At 60.7% G+C, this 18,849-nt stretch carries 16 protein-coding genes; 14 read left to right on the top strand and 2 right to left on the bottom strand.

Translation table 11 applies throughout. The features are described 5' to 3' along the window. Nucleotides 1-73 precede the first annotated feature (73 nt). From hflX to ACL9RI_RS09850, 6 genes are all read left to right on the top strand, one after another. On the top strand, nucleotides 74-1,303 hold the full coding sequence (hflX, locus tag ACL9RI_RS09875; RefSeq protein WP_422726389.1) for a GTPase HflX: 1,230 nt from the start codon (nucleotides 74-76) through the stop codon (nucleotides 1,301-1,303). Between the two features lie 2 nt (nucleotides 1,304-1,305). Then, nucleotides 1,306-2,595, top strand: coding sequence for an FtsH protease activity modulator HflK (gene hflK, locus ACL9RI_RS09870; protein WP_422726388.1), 1,290 nt, complete (start codon nucleotides 1,306-1,308; stop codon nucleotides 2,593-2,595). Continuing rightward, a complete protein-coding gene (gene hflC, locus ACL9RI_RS09865; RefSeq protein WP_422726387.1) occupies nucleotides 2,595-3,482 on the top strand; it encodes a protease modulator HflC in 888 nt (295 codons plus the stop codon). The genes hflK and hflC overlap by 1 nt, the downstream gene beginning before the upstream one ends. A 248-nt stretch (nucleotides 3,483-3,730) precedes the next feature. After that, entirely contained in the window at nucleotides 3,731-4,891 is a 1,161-nt protein-coding gene (locus tag ACL9RI_RS09860) for an ATP phosphoribosyltransferase regulatory subunit (protein ID WP_422726386.1), read from the top strand. A 3-nt stretch (nucleotides 4,892-4,894) separates the two neighbouring features. Beyond that, complete coding sequence (locus ACL9RI_RS09855) at nucleotides 4,895-6,208, top strand: adenylosuccinate synthase (protein ID WP_183675990.1); 1,314 nt, start codon at nucleotides 4,895-4,897, stop codon at nucleotides 6,206-6,208. 78 nt (nucleotides 6,209-6,286) lie between these two features. Next, entirely contained in the window at nucleotides 6,287-6,832 is a 546-nt protein-coding gene (locus ACL9RI_RS09850; RefSeq protein ID WP_183675991.1) for a phosphoribosyltransferase, read from the top strand. Between the two features lie 50 nt (nucleotides 6,833-6,882). On the opposite strand, the gene ACL9RI_RS09845 is transcribed toward ACL9RI_RS09850, so the two are convergent. Further along, entirely contained in the window at nucleotides 6,883-7,776 is an 894-nt protein-coding gene (locus tag ACL9RI_RS09845) for a LysR family transcriptional regulator (RefSeq protein WP_422726385.1), read from the bottom strand. 121 nt (nucleotides 7,777-7,897) lie between these two features. Here ACL9RI_RS09845 and ACL9RI_RS09840 point away from each other — a divergent pair, with 121 nt between their 5' ends. The 8 genes from ACL9RI_RS09840 (at nucleotide 7,898) to ACL9RI_RS09805 (ending at nucleotide 16,672) form a co-directional block, all read left to right on the top strand. Continuing rightward, complete coding sequence (locus ACL9RI_RS09840) at nucleotides 7,898-8,512, top strand: NAD(P)H oxidoreductase (RefSeq protein ID WP_422726384.1); 615 nt, start codon at nucleotides 7,898-7,900, stop codon at nucleotides 8,510-8,512. A 103-nt stretch (nucleotides 8,513-8,615) separates the two neighbouring features. Continuing rightward, nucleotides 8,616-9,125, top strand: coding sequence for a GNAT family N-acetyltransferase (locus ACL9RI_RS09835; RefSeq protein ID WP_422726383.1), 510 nt, complete (start codon nucleotides 8,616-8,618; stop codon nucleotides 9,123-9,125). Beyond that, entirely contained in the window at nucleotides 9,122-10,048 is a 927-nt protein-coding gene (locus tag ACL9RI_RS09830; RefSeq protein WP_422726382.1) for a WD40 repeat domain-containing protein, read from the top strand. The genes ACL9RI_RS09835 and ACL9RI_RS09830 overlap by 4 nt, the downstream gene beginning before the upstream one ends. Then, complete coding sequence (locus ACL9RI_RS09825; RefSeq protein WP_183675996.1) at nucleotides 10,045-10,350, top strand: NIPSNAP family protein; 306 nt, start codon at nucleotides 10,045-10,047, stop codon at nucleotides 10,348-10,350. The genes ACL9RI_RS09830 and ACL9RI_RS09825 overlap by 4 nt, the downstream gene beginning before the upstream one ends. A 506-nt stretch (nucleotides 10,351-10,856) precedes the next feature. After that, nucleotides 10,857-12,731 carry a TerB N-terminal domain-containing protein gene (locus tag ACL9RI_RS09820; RefSeq protein WP_422726381.1) on the top strand — a complete coding sequence of 625 codons (1,875 nt, stop codon included), beginning with the start codon at nucleotides 10,857-10,859 and terminating at the stop codon, nucleotides 12,729-12,731. After that, a complete protein-coding gene (locus ACL9RI_RS09815; RefSeq protein WP_422726380.1) occupies nucleotides 12,728-14,035 on the top strand; it encodes an ATP-binding protein in 1,308 nt (435 codons plus the stop codon). The genes ACL9RI_RS09820 and ACL9RI_RS09815 overlap by 4 nt, the downstream gene beginning before the upstream one ends. Nucleotides 14,036-14,039: 4 nt before the next feature. Then, the gene (locus tag ACL9RI_RS09810; RefSeq protein ID WP_422726379.1) at nucleotides 14,040-16,277 is read left to right on the top strand and encodes a DEAD/DEAH box helicase; all 2,238 of its coding nucleotides are present in this window, start codon (nucleotides 14,040-14,042) and stop codon (nucleotides 16,275-16,277) included. Further along, nucleotides 16,274-16,672, top strand: coding sequence for a DUF3224 domain-containing protein (locus tag ACL9RI_RS09805; RefSeq protein WP_422726378.1), 399 nt, complete (start codon nucleotides 16,274-16,276; stop codon nucleotides 16,670-16,672). The genes ACL9RI_RS09810 and ACL9RI_RS09805 overlap by 4 nt, the downstream gene beginning before the upstream one ends. A 2-nt stretch (nucleotides 16,673-16,674) precedes the next feature. On the opposite strand, the gene uvrB is transcribed toward ACL9RI_RS09805, so the two are convergent. Then, nucleotides 16,675-18,762 (bottom strand): excinuclease ABC subunit UvrB, encoded by a 2,088-nt coding sequence (uvrB, locus tag ACL9RI_RS09800; protein WP_422726377.1) that lies wholly within the window; start codon nucleotides 18,760-18,762, stop codon nucleotides 16,675-16,677. Nucleotides 18,763-18,849 lie beyond the last annotated feature (87 nt).

The raw sequence follows: 18,849 nt of genomic DNA, 5'->3' as shown, positions 1-18,849 counted from the left end.
CCAGCGGCGCTGATGCTGTTGCATCGGCGCTGGCGTTCACGCTTGCGTTCGCCTCAACTATTCTGTTTCCATCATGCGCGCGGCACTAGTCGGGGTTGACTTCGGTCACAGCGACTTTGCCGCCAGCATGGAGGAATTGATGCTGTTGTCGCGTTCGGCTGGCGCGGATCCGATTTCCACCATTACGGCCAAGCGTTCCAGTCCCGATTCCGCCTATTTTGTCGGCAGCGGCAAGGCGGACGAGATCGGCGACGCGGTCGTCAATGACCAGTTGGAAATCGTCATTTTCAATCACGCCCTCTCGCCGGCACAGCAGCGCAATCTGGAAAAGCGCCTGCATGTGCGGGTGCTCGACCGTACCAGCCTGATCCTCGATATCTTCGCGCAGCGCGCCAAGAGCCACGAGGGCAAGCTGCAGGTCGAGCTGGCCCAGTTGCAGCATCTGGCCACGCGCCTGATCCGCGGCTGGACCCACCTTGAGCGGCAAAAGGGCGGTATCGGCTTGCGCGGTCCCGGCGAGACGCAGCTCGAGACCGACCGCCGGCTGATCGGCGATCGCGTCAAGGCCCTGCGCGCGCGCCTGGAAAAGCTGCACAAGCAGCGCGAGACCCAGCGCCGTGCGCGCGGCCGCAACCACACGTTTTCCGTGTCGCTGGTCGGTTATACCAATGCCGGCAAGTCGACCCTGTTCAACGCCGTGACCAAGGCCGGCGTGTATGTCGCCGACCAGTTGTTCGCCACCCTGGACACCACCTCGCGCCGGGTTTACCTGGGCCAGGACGTGGGCAATGTGGTGATCTCGGACACGGTCGGCTTTGTGCGCGAATTGCCGCACCAGCTGGTGGCCGCCTTCCGCGCCACGCTCGAAGAAACCATCCATGCCGATTTGCTGCTGCACGTCGTCGACGCGTCGTCGCCGGTGCGCATGGAGCAGATCGAACAGGTCAACCTGGTCTTGAAAGAGATCGGCGCCGATCATATTCCGCAAATCCTGGTGTGGAACAAGATCGATGCGGCCGGACTGGAGCCGTCGATAGAGCGTGATGAATATGCTACGATCAGTCGCGTCTTCGTCAGTGCGCAAAAAGGCAGTGGTCTTGACCTGCTGCGCGAGGCGATCGTCGAGATGGCGAAGAATGCGCCAGGTTCGGCCCATCTTTACCAGGATGGCGAAGCGGAACAGCAGGACGAATACAGTCAGCACGAGCACGACCAGCAGCACGATGGCGCCGCCCCGGATCAAGCCGCAGAGCTAGACCAGGATGATAGGTTTTCCACCCACTCTCAAGTCGGAACACGATAGTTATGCTTGTCTCCCTACTCAAAAAAACAGGCTTGAAGTTATCCCTGAATGATCCCCGCTGGGGCAATCGCAAGGACGACGGCAAGAAAGCCCAAGAAGGCAAAAAGCCCGGTGAAGGTCCGCCGGACCTCGATCAATTGTGGCGCGATTTCAATCAGCGCCTGAACGCCTTTTTCGGACAGAAGAATAACCGTCCCGATAATGGCGGCAACGGTGGCGGCGGCAATGGTCCCCGCCCGGACATGAAGGGTGCGGGCATCACTGCCGGCGTGGTCGGCGTGATCGCGGTGCTGATCTGGCTGGCCAGCGGCGCCTTCATCGTGCAAGAGGGCCAGAGCGGCGTCGTGCTGACGTTCGGTAAATATACGCGCACCACCCCGGCCGGTTTCAACTGGCGCTTGCCGTATCCGTTCCAGACCGATGAAACCGTCAATGTGTCGCAGGTGCGCACCGTGGAAGTGGGTTATCGCCAGTCGCTGAGCGACAAGAAGGCCAGCGAATCGCTGATGCTGACGGACGATGAAAACATCATCGACATCCAGTTCGCGGTGCAGTACACCTTGAAAGACCCGGTCGCCTGGCTGTTCAACAACCGTGACCAGGAAGGCGCCTTGCGCCAGGTCGCCGAAACGGCGATCCGCGAAGTGGTCGGCCGCAGCAAGATGGACTTCGTGCTGTACGAAGGTCGTGAAAAGGTCGCGTACGAAACGCAGCAGCTGATGCAGCAGATCCTCGACCGCTACCAGGTCGGTGCACTGATCAACAACGTGACGATGCAGACCGTGCAGCCGCCGGAGCAGGTGCAAGCCGCTTTCGACGATGCCGTGAAGGCAGGGCAAGACCGCGAACGCCAGAAGAATGAAGGTGAAGCGTACGCCAATGACGTGATTCCAAAAGCGCACGGCGCGGCCTTCCGCCTGATCCAGGAAGCCGAAGCCTATCGCGCCATGGTGACGGAAAACGCCACCGGTAATGCCTCGCGCTTCAAGCAGGTGCTGGTCGAGTACCAGAAGGCGCCTGCCGTGACGCGTGACCGCATGTACCTGGAAACGATGCAGCAAGTGTTCTCCAGCACCAGCAAGGTCATGGTCGATGCGAAGACGGGCAGCAATCTGCTGTACCTGCCACTGGACAAGCTGATTGCCCAGACGGCAGCATCCGACGCTACCGCTGCGGCGGCGCGCGCAGCTACGCCTGCCACCACCACCGTTTTGCCACAGGAAACCATGCAGACAGTCGAAGTCAATTCGCGCCGTGACGGCCGTTCTTCGCGTGAACGGGAGAGCCGCTAATGAACCGTATCGTAGCCGCCCTGATCGCGGGCTTTATCGCGATCATGCTGTTGTCCTCGACCGTGTTCATCGTCGACCAGCGTAAATATGCCGTCGTCTTCGCCCTCGGTGAGGTCAAGGAAGTGATCGGCGAGCCAGGCTTGTATTTCAAGCTGCCGCCGCCGTTCCAGAACGTGCTGTACCTGGACAAGCGGATCCAGACCATCGATACGCCGGAGCCGGAACGTTTCATCACGGCCGAGAAGAAGAACATCCTGGTCGATGCCTTCGTCAAATGGCGCATCGCTGATCCGAAGCTGTATTTCCGCAGCTTTGGCGGCGATGACAGCAGCACGCGCAACCGCATGTCGCAAATCGTCAAGGCGGCGCTGAACGATGAAATCACCAAGCGCACCGTGCGCGAAGTGATCTCTGGCCAGCGCGGCAAGGTGATGGAGGCGATCCGCGCCAAGGTCACGGCCGAAGCCAAGGTGATCGGCATTGAAATCGTCGACGTGCGCCTGAAGCGTGTCGATTACGTCGAGCAGATCAACAACTCGGTGTACGACCGCATGAAGTCCGAGCGTGTGCGCGTGGCCAATGAGCTGCGTTCGACCGGTTCGGCCGACTCGGAAAAAATTCGCGCCGACGCCGACAAGCAGCGCACCGTGATCCTGGCCGAAGCGTATAGCAAGGCCGAGAATATCCGCGGTGAAGGCGACGCCAAGGCATCGCAGATCTATGCGGAAGCGTTTGGCAAGAACCCCGAGTTCTACAAGTTCTACCGCAGCCTGGAAGCCTACCGCGCCACGTTCAAGGGACCGAACGACGTGATGGTGGTCGATCCGAGCTCGGAATTCTTCAAGTACTTCAAGGGCGGCGCTTCGGCGGGCGCAGCGAAGAAGTAAGCGTCACTCGCCAGTCATGGTGCAAGCGGGGCCGGCAGCGATGCCGGCCCCGTTTTTTTGTGCGGGCCAGGGCGTTGCAAGAAGGCGTAAAATGGTGTTTTTTTCACCGGATATGCCACGCAAGACGAGAACTTATCCCTAAACGGCGCTGTTTTCGCGTAAAATATCAGGTTCGGCCTCTTGCCTGGCGCGCTCGCCGCTGCCTCGCATGGTGCATTTTTCAACTTTCTTCCGTATCTCGCTCCCTCATGCCGAATTGGCTTTTGCCCGAAAATATTGCCGATGTTTTGCCGTCGGAAGCGCGCAAGATTGAAGAGCTGCGCCGCCTCATGCTGGATAATTTCCGTCTGTACGGATATGAACTGGTGATGCCGCCGCTGCTCGAGTATCTGGAGTCGCTGATGACCGGCGCCGGCAAGGATACCGACCTGCGCACCTTTAAACTGGTGGACCAGCTGTCGGGCCGCATGCTGGGCCTGCGCGCCGACATGACCACCCAGGTGGCGCGCATCGACGCCCACTTGCTGAACCGCGCCAGCGTGACGCGTTTGTGCTACGCCGGCAGCGTGCTGCATACCCGTCCGTCGGGCTTGCACGCCACCCGCGAACCGCTGCAGATCGGCGCCGAGATTTATGGCCATGCCGGCCTGGAAGCCGATGCCGAGATCCAGGAACTGGCGCTCGCGTCGCTGGCCCTGGCCGGCTTCGATGCGGTGCGCCTCGATTTGTCGCACGTGGGCTTGCTGCGCGCTATCATTGCGCAAGATGTCCAGGCCGTGCGCGACGAAGCGATGCTGTACACCCTGCTGCGCGCCAAGGATGCGCCGGGCTTGCGTGCGTTGACCGCAGCCTATGATCCGGTCACGCGCGATGCGCTGCTGGCCTTGCCCGGCCTGTATGGCGATATCGACGTGCTGGCGCGTGCGCGCGAAGCATTGCCGCCGCTGCCGGGCGTGACAAAAGCGCTGGCCGAACTGGCCGCGCTGGCGGGCTCGGCGATTGGCCGCGCCGAAGTGGCGATCGACCTGGCCGACCTGCGCGGCTACCAATATGAAAGTGGCGCGATGTTTGCGCTGTATGTACCTGGCTTGCCGAACGCAGTGGCGCGCGGCGGCCGTTATGACCACGTCGGCGAAGCGTTCGGCCGGGCACGTCCCGCGACCGGCTTCTCGCTCGATTTGCGCGAACTGGCGCGCCTGCTCCCAACGGCGGAACGTAAGCATTCGATCCGTGCGCCATGGGGCAGCGCACCAGAATTGAAGGAAAAAATCGCCGAGTTGCGCAAGGCGGGCGAGGTCGTGATCCAGAGTTTGCCGGGTCACAGTAATGAACAAGACGAGTTCGAGTGCGATCGCGCGCTGGTACTTGCCGATAATGGTAGTAGCTGGATTCTTAAAAACTTAGGTTAAGTGATGTCAAAGAAAATTATGGCAAAGAACGTCGTTGTCATCGGCACCCAATGGGGCGATGAAGGTAAAGGCAAGATCGTCGATTGGTTGACCGATCACGCCCAGGGTGTGGTGCGCTTCCAGGGCGGCCACAATGCAGGCCACACGCTGGTCATCGGCGGCGTGAAAACCGCGCTGCAACTGATCCCTTCGGGCATCATGCGTCCAGGCGTGGCCTGCTACATCGGTAACGGCGTGGTCGTTTCCGTGCCGGACGTGCTGCGTGAAATCGACAAGCTCGAAGCCGTTGGCGTCGAAGTCGCCTCGCGCCTGAAAGTGTCGGACGCCGCACCGGTGATCCTGCCTTACCACTCGGCACTCGACCTGGCCCGTGAAGCGGCGCGTGGCGCAGCCAAGATCGGCACCACCGGCAAGGGCATCGGCCCAGCCTACGAAGACAAGGTGGCGCGCCGCGCCATCCGCGTTGCCGACCTGCTCAACGAAACCCGTTTCGCTGAAAAACTGGCCGAAAACCTGGATTACCACAACTTCGTGCTGGAGCACTACCTGAAGGCGCCGCGCATCGATTACCAGAAAACCCTGGATGACGCGCTGGCCTACGTGCCGCGTCTGCGTCCGATGGTCACCGACGTCTCGAGCGCGCTGTACAAGGCCCACAAGGCTGGCGCCAACCTGCTGTTCGAAGGCGCGCAAGGTTCGCTGCTCGACGTCGACCACGGCACCTACCCGTTCGTCACCTCGTCGAACTGCGTGGCCGGCAATGCCGCCGCCGGTTCGGGCGTGGGCCCAGGCATGCTGCACTACATCATGGGCATCACCAAGGCCTACACGACGCGCGTCGGCTCCGGCCCGTTCCCGTCGGAACTGCCTACCGATGCAGGCGTTGGCCATCACCTGGCGCAAGTCGGCCATGAATTCGGCACCGTGACGGGCCGTGCCCGCCGCTGCGGCTGGTTCGACGCTGCCTTGCTGCGCCGCTCGGTACAGATCAATGGCGTGACCGGCATGTGTTTGACCAAGCTGGACGTGCTGGACGGTATCGAAACGCTGAAGCTGTGCACCGGCTACACCATCGACGGCGAGTACGTCGATATCTTCCCATCGGGCGCGGAAGAAGCTGCCCGCTGCGTGCCCGTGTATGAAGAGATGCCAGGCTGGACGGAAAGCACCGTCGGCGCGAAATCGCTGGCCGCCTTGCCAGCAACGGCGCGCGCCTACATCAAGCGCATCGAAGAGCTGGTCGGCGTACCGGTAGACATGGTGTCGACCGGCCCGGACCGCGAAGAAACCATCGTCCTGCGCCACCCATTCGAATAAACTGTGTTTGACACAATCCGCCGCAAGGCGGATTTTTTTAACCCTGCATTTGCACATTCATAACAAGACTTTAAGATCATGACTACCCCACAATCGAACGATCAACACCTTTGGGTCAACTGGGAAGAGTACCACCGCCTGATCGAGCGCCTGGCGCTCAAGGTGTACGAATCGGGCTGGAAATTTGACCAGGTGCTGTGCCTGGCGCGCGGCGGCGTGCGTCCTGGCGACGTTTTCTCGCGCATCTTTGATTTGCCACTGGCCATCCTGTCGACCAGCTCCTACCGCGAAGACAAGGGCACCACCCAGGGCGACCTCGATATCGCCAAGTACATGACCATGACCAAGGGCCCGCTGGCTGGCCGCATCCTGCTGGTAGACGACCTGGCCGATTCCGGCGTCACGCTCGATAAAGTCACGCGTCACCTGAAGGACAACTTCCCTGGCGTGACCGAAGTCAAATCGGCCGTGATCTGGCTGAAAGGCTGCTCCGTCGTGCGTCCTGACTACTTCCTGGATGAACTGCCGCACAACCCGTGGATCCACCAGCCGTTCGAAGACTACGACGGCATCCGCCCGCACCAGCTGGCAGCGTGGATTAAAAAAGGCGAAACGGCCAAGTAATAACGCTGTTCCCGACAAGAAGCCGCACCCGAGAAATCAGGTGCGGCTTTTTACCATGTGAAGTCGCGGATAAACGCCAGGAACAGGCGGAAGCCATGCGGCATCTGACGCCGGCTCGGGTAGTACAAATGAAATGCTGGCCGGTCGACCAGCCAGTCGTCCAGCACCGTTACGAGCTTGCCAGCGGCCACCAGTTCCCTCACCTGCTCGACATGAAAGATACCGATGCCGGCGCCGCGTAGTACAGCGTCGAGCGCCAGGTCCATGTCGTTGACGGCGATATCGCCGTTGACGTCTATCGCCAGCCGCGAGCTTCCCTGTTCGAACTCCCAGCGATAAGCGCTCTCTTTGGTTGGAAAGCGGAACACCACGCATTTATGGGTCAGCAGATCTTTCGGGTGGTGCGGTGGTGCGGCACTTTTGAAATAATCGGGTGTGGCGGCGACGGCAAAACGCACGGCTGGCCCCAGCCGCACGGCGATCATGTTGTGCGCCACGATCTCGCCCAGGCGCACGCCTGCGTCTAAGCCTTCCTTGATCACATCCGACAATTTGTCTTCCGCGACGATCTCCACCTTCATGCCCGGATACTGCTGAACGAAGGCCGTGGCCAGCGGCAGCAGCACCAGCCGTGCTGCCTGGCGTGCTGCCGTGATGCGCAAGGTACCGGTGGGCGTATCGCGCAGGGGCGACAGCATTTCGACGGCGCGGTGGATGTCGAACATGGCGGGCGCCAGGTTCTCATATAGCTTTTGTCCTGCTTCCGTCAGCGAGACGTTGCGTGTAGTGCGGTTGACCAGGCGTAGCGCCAGCCGTTCTTCCAGTTGGCGCAGCGCATGGCTGACAGCCGACGAGGACACGCCCAGCTCGATGCTGGCAGCGCGGAAGCTGCGGTGTTTGGCCACCGCGGCAAAGGTGGCAAGGTCGGAGAGGCTGGCTTTCATTGATGAATTTTTCTCAGTTCTGATGTCATATCTTAGCTCTTATCAGGACAATCGGCGCAGCGTAAGCTGGCCGCCTCGATGACTTCCTGAATTGGAGAAAAAAATGGTAACAGCAGTAGCAATGAACACAGGCGCCGATACGCGCAAAAAAATCCAGCTGATCTGGGCGCACCCGCGCAGCGATTCGCTGACTGCGCGCGTGGTGGCCGGCGTCAGGCAAGAAGCCGAGGCGCAAGGCCTGGTGGTGGAAGAACTTGACCTGTACCGCTTGGGTTTCGATCCCGTCTTGCGGGAAGAGGATGAACCGGATTGGGCCAGTGAGCAGCAATTCCATTCGGCGGAGGCGACGGCGCTGGCGCAGTCGCTGGACGCCTTTGATCACATCGTGGTGGTCTTCCCCGTCTGGTGGTATGCCGTTCCAGCCATGCTCAAGGGGTATATCGACCGCGTGTGGAATTACGGCCTGGTGTATGGCGGCGGCAAGCGCATTCCCGTGTCCTCCATTCGCTGGGTGGCGCTGGTCGGTGGGGCGCAGGCAAAATTCGAGGCACATGGATGGGACAAGCACATGGAAGCGCTGCTCAGTGACGGCATTGCCGCGTATTGCGGTGTGCCGGATTCGACGATCACCTTCCTCTACAATACGATCGCCTTCGAAGAAGCGGCCGATGATATTGAACAGCACCATGCGGTGCTGATCAGCCAGGCGACTGCACTGGTATCTGCTCTGGTTTGATGGTGCTCCGCACTGTGGTGCGCGGCTGTCGCGCCACGGTGCATGCGGTTAGAATGGATCTTGTCAAAGTGATCGCAGATCACTGACACCAGGAGACCAGTCAATGACGATATTGCATACGGCGCGCCTGCGCCTGGAGCCGATTACCGACGCCCACTACGAGCGCATGCGTGTGCTTAACAGCGACCCCGAAGTGATGACTTACCTGAACGCGGGCCAGCCCGAGGCGGAGGAGAAAACCCGCATGGCCGTGGAGCGTACCAAGCTGCGCTGGGCCGAATGGGGGTATTCGTGGTGGGCCCTGATACGCCTCGATGATGGCGAACTGATTGGCATGGCCTGCCTGCAGCATCTCGATGGCGACAAGAGCCAGCCGCATGAAGTCGGCTGGCGCCTGGCGCGTGCAGGCTGGGGGCAAGGGTACGCCAGCGAGGCGGCCCAGGCTATCGTGGCGCATGCCTTCGAGGTTGTCAAAGCGCCGGAAGTGGTCGCCGTGGCCCATCCTGACAACGCTGCCTCGATCAAGGTCATGACGCGCCTGGGCATGCAGTACGTGGGCCGCGGCGTGCATTATGGCCTTGAGTCCGTGGTGTACCGCCTGCCACGTCCATGACGGCAGCAGTTAAACCTCTGAAGCTCGGTTGCAGCTACAAGGTGGCGTTTTCGCCGGATGGCACGCGCCTGGCCGTCGCTGGTCACAGCCTGACCTTGTGGGAAGTGGCGGCGCGCCAGAAACTATGGCGCGGCAAATTCATCGCCCACACTTCCAGCATGGTTTTCTCGCCCGATGGGGCGCAATTGGCCATCAAGAGCACCAGCGGGCAGATCGCCGTGATCGATGTGGCGTCGGGCCAGCTGGCCTTTAATTTCGCCAACAGGAAGGATGGCGAGGGCAGCTGCCCCGCATGGTCGCCGTGCGGACGTTATCTTGCCGATGGCGGCTGGGATGGCCGCCTGCAGGTGCGCGAGGCGCACACGGCAGCAGTCGTCTTTACGAAAGACTATCCGCGCGAGATGCTGCGCGCCGTACAAGCCATCGATGGCGGGCAGCGCCTGCTTGTGCTGCATGGCGTGAAATCGGTGGCAGAGGGCGAAAGCCAGCCGCCTGATTACTGCACCGTATGGGACTGGCCTTTGCAGGCTGGGGGCGGTCGCATCGTGTTATCGCTGCCCGGGATGAAGTCCTGCGCGGTCTCGCCGGACGGCGCCCTGCTGGCCGTGCTGCACTACGCTAGCGGCTCGGAATATGTTTCAGTGTATGCGCTGGCTGATGGCAGCTTGCTGGCCAGCGTGGCGGTCGAGGCGGGCGGTGGCACGGGCGATGAACTGACCTGGCTGCCCGACGGCAGCGCGCTGGGGCGCATCGGCAAGGGCAAGCTGCTGTTCTACGGCTGGCCCGGACTGGCCGTGCGTCAGCAGCTCGATTTTACGTATCCCTGCGCGCTGGCCTTCCTGCCTGGTACGCCGCTGGCCGCCATCGGTTCCTGGGAAACCGGTATGCTGATGAATTTGAATCTGAATCCGGAGTTACTATGATCACCTGCTACCTGCGCTACATCATCGACCCGTACAAGTTGAAGGAATTCGAAGCCTACGGCAAGCTGTGGATCCCGCTGGTCGAACGCTTCGGCGGCCAGCACCACGGCTACTTCCTGCCATCGGAAGGCGCCAGCAACGTGGCGCTGGCCATGTTCTCGTTCCCCAGCCTGGCCCTGTACGAACAATACCGCATCGATTCGCTGCAGGACGCCGACTGCCAGGCCGCCTTCCGCTACGCCGAAGAAACGCGCTGCATCGTCAGTTATGAGCGCAGTTTTTTCAGGCCGGTATTTGCCTGAGTCGCTGAATCATCGAAGGCGTGACAAGCCATTCAGATAGTTCTGGTTTTGGCCGATAAAAAGACGATCCACGGATCGTCTTTTTTATTTTGCTTCCCTGATTCCCGTTGTAAAGAGCAGCAACATGCGGCTAAAGCGTTTCTTTTTATTGTTATTGTGGATATGATGGGTACGGGTGTTTTTATGCCATCTATTTTTTGAGCTATGGTGTACGGATTAGCCGAAGCTCAAAAGAGGGGAGAGTAGTGGGCAAAAAGAGTCCGGGTGCTTCATTATTCTGGCCGTTGATCCTCTGTGCGGTGTTGGTGTTATTCCTGATTGCACCTGAATCAGGAATTGCCGGCACCTTATCGCTGTTTGCGGGGTGTGCGTATGTGGGTGTCCGGTATTATTACCATCAACTCGATAAATCCCGTACTGACAAGCCGGATTATCTTGTGCCGCCAGCATTGCTTTCGGTGCGTGATGCCCAGACCTCTCCATTGATCGTAGCAGAGCCAGTTCCCATGAATGCAGACGACGACAGCAAGTTATTAATTTCTGACGGCCCGGACAAAGCAGGCGAAGCGCCTGCCGATTACCTGATCCCGCCGCCGCCGTCGTCGCCCACCATGGCGCGCTGGTACCCGCGCAATGAATCCGTTCATATTGCCGGCTTGTCCATCGCTGCCGGCATGCTGTATGTGGGGGAGCGCCTGCCAGGGAAATATGGCACGCCCGATGCATGCCTGATCGATCCACGGAAAACAGTGGAATGGAAGGCTGATTACACACAAGACCATTTCCATACGGACTGGCCCAATTATTCCGATGCCTCGCCGCGTGCGCGCGGTGCTTATTTGCGCTGGCTGGCCGACGGGCGCAGTAGCCCGGAAGCCCATATCAGCAATATCTGGCTGTTTTTTTATGGACTGGAACGGCGGGTTGTTATCGATGCTGTCGCAGACCATTCCATTGCTGCCGAATTTGGTCAGATTGCCAAGGAATTGCACAGACTGCTGAAACATTACGGCGCCGGCTCCAGCGATTTCACCAGGCAGTGTTATGCCTTGCTCAATTTCCTGGATTTTTCTCCCGCCCCTGCCAGATTATACGAACGGGCGATTCCCGAGTTTCCGCCGGAAGCCGGTTTTGCCCTGTATTTGCGGATAGCGATAGGCCAGGCGATAGCCGATAACCGTCCGATCCCCGCCGAATTGGCGCTGGCCTGGGCACGGTGCGATCCCGGTGTGAAATTGGGCGCTGCGGCACTGCGCTATCCCGATGTATTCCGTCCCCTGTTCCTGGCGCAGTATCGCCACGTATTCGGCGATGGACTCACCATAACGGCAGGACGCCGCAGGCTGGGATACACGTATTTTCCCGCCTCGCATGCCTTGCGCGATGAAGCCGGCATATCCCTCGATATCGGCGATATTCCCGACGTCACGGTATTAAGTGAGCCGGCGATGGCGTTGCAAAAAATCATCGATGCCTGCACCCCTGAGCTTGATGCCCATCACCGGCTGCAGCACGATGTGTTGTCCGGCGCGCTGGCCGGTACTACGGTTGCACTGTATGCATCGCCACCGGATACGGACGATGAATCGTCGGCGCCATCCTGCGATACCGCCTCGTTCAGCCTGGAATTGCTGATCGTGCTGGCCCAGGCCGAAGGCGTATGGCGCGACGATAAACTGGCCTTGCTTGACCGGCATATCGGCTCGTGGGGCCAATTGACGCCAGCCCGCCAACAGCGGCTGAAGGCGCGTAGCCGCTTGTTGTCCTGCGAGCCGGTACCGATGGCGTCGCTGCAGCCCAGGATCGCAGCGCTGGACCAGGCTGGCCGTGACGGCGTCGCAAGCAATCTTGTGGCGATGGCGCAGGCCGGAGCCAGCCTGATGCCGGAAGAGGTGTCGATACTGGCGCGTCTGTTTGCCCTGCTGGACTGCGACATGGCGCAACTGGAGCAGCAAGTCCACGCCATGTTCGGCGCGCCTGTTATCGAGCCGATGGACCGGCCAGCCTCCAGCGGCATCAAGCTCGACCTGGCGCGTATCGCTGAACTCCAGCAAGACAGCGCCAGGGTGGCTGCCCTGCTGGGCGATATCTTTAGCGACGAAGCGGCGCATCCTGCGCCTGCGGTGTCCACCCCTGTGGTGGAGGAGAGTGCCTTGCCCGGCCTCGATGCGGCCCACTCGCAATTCGTCCGCAAGCTGCTGGCGCGTGTGACCTGGTCGCGTGCTGAACTGGTAGCGATGGCGGGGCAACTGGACATCATGCTCGATGGCGCGCTGGAACGCATCAATGAAGCGAGCCTGGATGCGTTTGACATGCCTTGCACCGAAGGCGACGATCCGATTGAAATCAATCCTGAAATCCATGAAAGAATTAGCGCATGAATGCTCCTGCTATTCGTCCCCGCGACCGTGACGCGGTGATCCAATCCTTGCGCGCCGGCGTGGTTCCCCGCGCTGGCCAGCATTTGATACAGGTCGGCCGCAAGCCTGAAGTGGAAACCCTGGTGGCGGACCTGGACCGGGTTGCCGATGGCGGTTCGACGATCCGTTTTGTGATCGGCGAATATGGCGCGGGCAAGACGTTTTTTCTCAATCTGATACGCTCGGTCGCGATGGAGAAAAAACTGGTCACCGCGAATGCCGACCTCAATCCCGACCGGCGCCTGCACGCCACGGGAGGCCAGGCCCGTTCGCTGTATGCCGAATTGATGCGCAATCTCTCCACGCGCACCAAGCCCGATGGCGGCGCGATGGCGGGGATCGTCGAGCGCTTCATTACCAACGCCAAGTCCGAGGCGAAGGCGCAGGACAAGAGCAGCGAGGAAGTCATCCGCGAAAAGCTCGAGCATTTGACGGAAATGGTCAACGGCTACGATTTCGCGGAAGTGATAGCGGCGTACTGCAAGGGTTTTGAAGAAGGCAACGAGCAATTGAAAGCCGATGCGGTGCGCTGGCTGCGTGGCGAATTCAATACCAAGACCGAGGCGCGCCAGGCGCTCGGTGTGCGGGCGATTGTCGATGACGCCTCGTTTTATGATCAACTGAAGCTGTTTGCACGGTTTGTCCGGCTGGCAGGCTATGCCGGCTTCGTGGTGTGCCTCGATGAGCTGGTCAATTTGTACAAGCTGTCCAATACCGCCGCCCGCAATGCCAACTATGAACAGATCTTGCGGATCCTGAACGACTCGCTGCAAGGTTCGGCCGTCGGCCTGGGATTCATTTTGGGCGGTACGCCCGACTTCCTGTCTGACCCGCGCCGTGGCTTGTTCAGCTATCCGGCATTGCAAAGCCGGCTGGCCGACAATACCTTCGCCAGGGACGGCCTGGTTGATTACAGCGGCCCGGTGCTGCGTTTGTCCAGCCTGGCGCCCGAGGATTTTTATGTGCTGCTGCAAAAGCTGCGCAACGTGTACGCGTTTGGGGATGCGGCGAAATTCCTGCTGCCCGACGATGCGCTGCCTGTCTTCATGGCGCATTGCGCGCGCCGGCTCGGCGACAGTTATTTCCGCACGCCGCGCACCACCATCACGGCCTTCATCAATTTGCTGGCGGTGCTGGAACAAAATCCGGGCACATCCTGGCAAGAGCTGCTGGGAACCGTCGAGGTGCGCGTCGATCACGGCGGCGCCAGCGATGGCGAAATCGAGGCCGAAGAAGATGCAGAGCTGGCCTCCTTCAAGCTCTGACGCCATGCTGCAACGGCAGTCTTCCTCGTTTGCCCTGCTCGACGAACGCATCCAGCGCTGGATCTGGGCGGAAAACTGGAGCGCCATGCGCGATGCCCAGGAACGGGCGATTCCGGCGCTGCTGGCATGCGACCATGATGTGCTGATTGCCGCCGCGACGGCAGCGGGCAAGACGGAGGCTGCCTTTTTTCCGATCCTGACGCATATGCTGGCCGACAGCGAGGGGACGGGGCTGTGCATTTATATCAGTCCGATCAAGGCCTTGATCAATGACCAGTTCCTGCGGCTGGAGCGCTTGTGCGAACAGCTCGATATGCGCGTGTGGCCATGGCATGGCGATATTTCATCCTCATCGAAGAACCGTTTTTTCAAGCAGCCGTCCGGCGTGGTCCTGATCACGCCGGAGTCCCTGGAAGCCATGCTGTGCAACCGCGGATTCCAGGTGCCGCAGTTACTGGCGAAGCTGCGCTACATCGTGATCGATGAACTGCACGCTTTTATCGGTACGGAACGGGGCAAGCAGCTGCAGTCGCTGCTGCAGCGTCTCGACCTGGCTGTCGGGCGCAAGGTGGTGAGGGTGGGGCTGTCGGCCACTTTGGGAGACCTGGGCATGGCGGCCGAATTCCTGCGCCTGCGCGGTGGCGCGGCGGTCGAGATCATCCATTCCAATGCCGATCCGGCGCGGCTGGACCTGCAAATCAAGGCCTATGTGGAGCCTGCCCACTTGCCGGAAGCCGAGCATGCCGTCGTCGCCACCTCGCCCGTGTTGATTGCGCAGCATTTGTTCCAGACCTTGCGCGGCTCGAACAATCTGGTCTTCCCGAATAGCCGCAGCCTGGTCGAGGAATATGCATACTCTCTGGGCCGCCTGTGCGAATCGCATCAGATCGCCAATGAGTTCTGGCCCCATCACGGCAACCTGTCGCGCGAGATTCGCGAGGAGACGGAAGCGGCGCTAAAGAACAAGCAGCGCCATGCCACCGCCATTTGCACCAATACGCTGGAACTGGGCATCGATATCGGCGCGGTGAAAAGCATCGCCCAGGTCGGCAGTCCGCCATCGGTGGCCAGCATGCGCCAGCGGCTGGGGCGTTCCGGGCGGCGCCCCGGCGAGCCGGCGATTTTGCGTGGTTATGTGATCGAACGCGCGTTGACGGACCAGTCCTCACTCGATGTGCAGCTGCGCACCGGCTTGTTGACGTTTGCCGCCATGGTCAGCCTGCTGCTGGAAAAATGGGTGGAGCCGCCGCAAACGGGCGGCCTGCATTTTTCCACCTTCATACAGCAGTTATTGTCCCTGATTGCGCAGCGCGGCGGCATGCAAGCCAGCGATGCTTACCGCACGCTGTGCGCGCAAGGACCGTTCGCCGCCCTGCAAAAGAGCGACTTTGTCGACTTGCTGCGGCATATGGGCAAACTTGAATTGATACAGCAAGAGTCTTCCGGCCTGCTATTGCACGGCGTGAAAGGCGAGCGCATCGTCAACCATTACTCCTTTTATGCGGCCTTTGCGGCCGAAGAGGAATACCGTGTCGTTTGTGACAGCCGGGTACTCGGTTCCCTGCCCATATCGAGCGCCATCGGCATCGGCGACTTTATTGTTTTTGCCGGCAAGACCTGGCGCGTCGAGAGCATCGATGAAGATGGCAAGACGATTTCAGTCAGCAAGACATCCACGGGAAAAGCGCCGGTATTTAGCGGTTCTGGCGGCCAGCTGCACGTGAAGATACGCGAGCGCATGCGCGCGCTGTATCGCAGCACCGAGGTGCCGCGCTTTCTCGATGCCGAGGCCGTCCGCCTGCTGCAGGAAGGACGCGACAGCTATGCGCGGTTTGGCCTGGATCAGCGTTTGCTGCTGACGCAGGGCGGCGCCATCTTCTTGCTGACATGGCTGGGCGATCAACAGAATGAAGCACTGGCGGCGGTGCTCAAGCGCACCGGTTTCACGGTGGCGATTTGCGGCCCGATGATCGAGATTTTTGCCACTGGAACCAGCGTGCAGCGCGTCGCTGCGTGTCTGCTTGCCTTCGCCAGCCAAGCGCTGCCCGATGCGCAGGCATTGCTGGAGGGCGCGTATAACCTGCGCAGGGAAAAATGGGATTGGGCCTTGCCCGAGCACCTGCTGAAGAAATCGTTTGCCAGCTTGCAGATGGATATCGCTGGCGCCCATGCGTGGGCGCGGCAGCAGGCGCGCGTGCTGGAGCTTGAAACCCAGTTAATCACGAAAGAGATCATCGCATGAACGCACACGCATCTGGAACCTTCAGTATCAGCATGACGCCGGCCGGAGCGCCGCAACGCTCGGGACGGACGGCCCTGGGGCGCACCGTGCTGGAAAAAGTGTATGCAGGCGACCTGGTCGGCACCTGCCGCGGCGAAATGCTCAGCGCCGTCACCGACACCAGGGGAGCCGCCGGCTATGTCGCCATCGAAGCGATTACGGGCGTGCTGCAGGGCAGAACAGGCAGTTTCGTGGTGCAGCATACGGGCACCATGGCCGATGGCAAGCAGGAACTGTCCATCGCCATCGTGCCGCATTCGGGGACAGGGCAACTGGAGGGCATCAGCGGCACGCTGGCCATCCGTGTCGCGGAGAGCCAGCATTTTTATGAGCTGGCCTACTCGCTGCCGCAGTAAGCTTATTTGCCCAGCATCGACACCACATTGTCGCTGCCCGGTGCACCGAACAGCTGCTGCTTGAGGACGTGCAACTGATCGCGCACCTGCGCCGCTTTTTCGAACTCCAGGTTCTTGGCGTGGTCGATCATCAGTTTTTCCAGGCGCTTGATTTCCTTGCTGACCTGTTTCTCGCTCATGGCTTCGAACTTGGCCGTCTCTTGCGCCACCTGCAGGGTTTCGCGCGCCTCTTGCGGGCTGTAGACGCCGTCGATCATTTCGCGGATCGTTTTTTTCACGCCGATCGGCACGATGTTGTTGGCCGTGTTGAAGGCGATCTGCTTGGCGCGGCGGCGCTCCGTTTCATCGATGGCGCGGCGCATGGAATCGGTGATGCGGTCGCCATATAAAATCGCCGTGCCGTTCAGGTTGCGCGCGGCGCGGCCGATGGTCTGGATCAGGCTGCGCTCGGAGCGCAAAAAGCCTTCCTTGTCTGCGTCGAGGATGGCCACCAGCGACACTTCGGGCAAGTCCAGGCCCTCGCGCAGCAGGTTGATCCCCACCAGCACGTCGAAGGTGCCCAGGCGCAGGTCGCGCAGGATTTCCACGCGCTCCACCGTCTCGATATCGCTGTGCAGGTAGCGCACCTTGATGCCATGGTCGCCCAGGTATTCGGTCAGTTGCTCCGACATGCGCTTGGTTAAGGTGGTGACCAGCACGCGCTCGTCCTTCTTGATGCGTTCGACGATTTCCGACATCAGGTCATCGACCTGGGTGCTGGCCGGGCGCACGATGATTTGCGGGTCGACCAGGCCGGTCGGGCGCACCACTTGTTCCACCACCTGGTCGGAATGGTTTTTTTCGTATTCGGCCGGGGTGGCCGAGACGAACACCGTCTGGCGCATCTTCTGTTCGAATTCCTCGAATTTCAGGGGCCGGTTGTCGAGTGCGGACGGCAGGCGGAAGCCATAGTCGACCAGATTGGTCTTGCGCGAACGGTCGCCGTTGTACATGGCGCTCAGCTGCCCCGTCAGCACGTGCGACTCGTCGAGGAACATGATGGCGTCGGGCGGCAGGTAGTCGACCAGGGTTGGCGGCGGCTCGCCCGGCAGGGCGCCGGACAGGTGGCGCGAGTAGTTCTCGATGCCTTTCGTGAAACCGATTTCCGTCATCATTTCCAGGTCGAAGCGGGTGCGCTGTTCCAGGCGCTGTTCTTCGATCAGCTTATTCTCCTTGCGGAAGAATTCCAGCCGTTCGCGCAGTTCGTCCTTGATGGTTTCCACGGCGCGCAGCACGGTGGAGCGGGGCGTGACATAGTGCGAACCGGGGTAGACCGTGAAGCGGGGGATTTTTTGCCGCACGCGCCCCGTCAGCGGATCGAACAGCTGGATCGATTCGATCTCGTCGTCGAACATTTCCAGGCGCACGGCCAGTTCCGCATGCTCGGCCGGGAAGATGTCGATGGTATCGCCGCGCACGCGGAAGGTGCCGCGGCCGAAATCGACTTCATTGCGCGTGTACTGCATCTGGATCAGGCGCGCGATCACGTCGCGCTGGGCGACCTTATCCTTCACGCGCAGGGTCAGGATCATCTGGTGGTATTCATTCGGGTTGCCGATACCGTAGATGGCCGAGACGGTGGCGACGATGATCACGTCGCGCCGCTCCATCAGCGACTTGGTGCACGACAAGCGCATCTGTTCGATATGTTCATTGATCGAGGAATCCTTTTCGATGAACAGGTCGCGCTGCGGCACGTAGGCTTCCGGCTGGTAGTAATCGTAGTAGCTGACGAAGTATTCGACGGCGTTTTCCGGGAAAAAGTCGCGGAACTCGCTGTACAGCTGCGCGGCCAGCGTCTTGTTGGGCGCGAAGATGATGGCGGGCCGGCCCATGCGCGCAATCACGTTGGCCATGGTGTAGGTCTTGCCCGAACCGGTCACGCCCAGCAGGGTCTGGAAGGCCAGGCCATCGGCAATTCCCTCGGTCAGTCCGGCAATCGCCGTCGGCTGGTCGCCGGCCGGTGGAAACGGCTGGTGCAGGCGAAACGGCGAATCGGGGAAGGTGACGACGGTCGCTTGCGCGTCATTTGCATGGGATAAATCGGGCATGTGAATCAGACCTTTGTTAGAATAGTGCTCTGCTGGCGGCCCTGGAGTTGTTTTGGGGGCGCTGCCGACAACTCCGCTGTGAACCTG

Source organism: Janthinobacterium sp. Mn2066, assembly GCF_049319705.1.
GTDB lineage: Bacteria > Pseudomonadota > Gammaproteobacteria > Burkholderiales > Burkholderiaceae_D > Janthinobacterium.
Note: the sequence above shows the minus strand (reverse complement) of the source record. Positions and strands in the feature narration are given on the sequence as shown.

Coding starts and splice junctions, on each gene's coding strand:
- ACL9RI_RS09820 (WP_422726381.1), top strand. CDS start 10,857: ATGAATGCAGACGACGACAGCAAGTTATTAATTTCTGACGGCCCGGAC.
- ACL9RI_RS09815 (WP_422726380.1), top strand. CDS start 12,728: ATGAATGCTCCTGCTATTCGTCCCCGCGACCGTGACGCGGTGATCCAA.
- ACL9RI_RS09805 (WP_422726378.1), top strand. CDS start 16,274: ATGAACGCACACGCATCTGGAACCTTCAGTATCAGCATGACGCCGGCC.
- hflC (WP_422726387.1), top strand. CDS start 2,595: ATGAACCGTATCGTAGCCGCCCTGATCGCGGGCTTTATCGCGATCATG.
- ACL9RI_RS09835 (WP_422726383.1), top strand. CDS start 8,616: ATGACGATATTGCATACGGCGCGCCTGCGCCTGGAGCCGATTACCGAC.
- ACL9RI_RS09840 (WP_422726384.1), top strand. CDS start 7,898: ATGAACACAGGCGCCGATACGCGCAAAAAAATCCAGCTGATCTGGGCG.
- hflK (WP_422726388.1), top strand. CDS start 1,306: ATGCTTGTCTCCCTACTCAAAAAAACAGGCTTGAAGTTATCCCTGAAT.
- ACL9RI_RS09850 (WP_183675991.1), top strand. CDS start 6,287: ATGACTACCCCACAATCGAACGATCAACACCTTTGGGTCAACTGGGAA.
- ACL9RI_RS09810 (WP_422726379.1), top strand. CDS start 14,040: ATGCTGCAACGGCAGTCTTCCTCGTTTGCCCTGCTCGACGAACGCATC.
- ACL9RI_RS09830 (WP_422726382.1), top strand. CDS start 9,122: ATGACGGCAGCAGTTAAACCTCTGAAGCTCGGTTGCAGCTACAAGGTG.
- ACL9RI_RS09845 (WP_422726385.1), bottom strand. CDS start 7,776: ATGAAAGCCAGCCTCTCCGACCTTGCCACCTTTGCCGCGGTGGCCAAA.
- ACL9RI_RS09825 (WP_183675996.1), top strand. CDS start 10,045: ATGATCACCTGCTACCTGCGCTACATCATCGACCCGTACAAGTTGAAG.
- ACL9RI_RS09860 (WP_422726386.1), top strand. CDS start 3,731: ATGCCGAATTGGCTTTTGCCCGAAAATATTGCCGATGTTTTGCCGTCG.
- uvrB (WP_422726377.1), bottom strand. CDS start 18,762: ATGCCCGATTTATCCCATGCAAATGACGCGCAAGCGACCGTCGTCACC.
- ACL9RI_RS09855 (WP_183675990.1), top strand. CDS start 4,895: ATGTCAAAGAAAATTATGGCAAAGAACGTCGTTGTCATCGGCACCCAA.
- hflX (WP_422726389.1), top strand. CDS start 74: ATGCGCGCGGCACTAGTCGGGGTTGACTTCGGTCACAGCGACTTTGCC.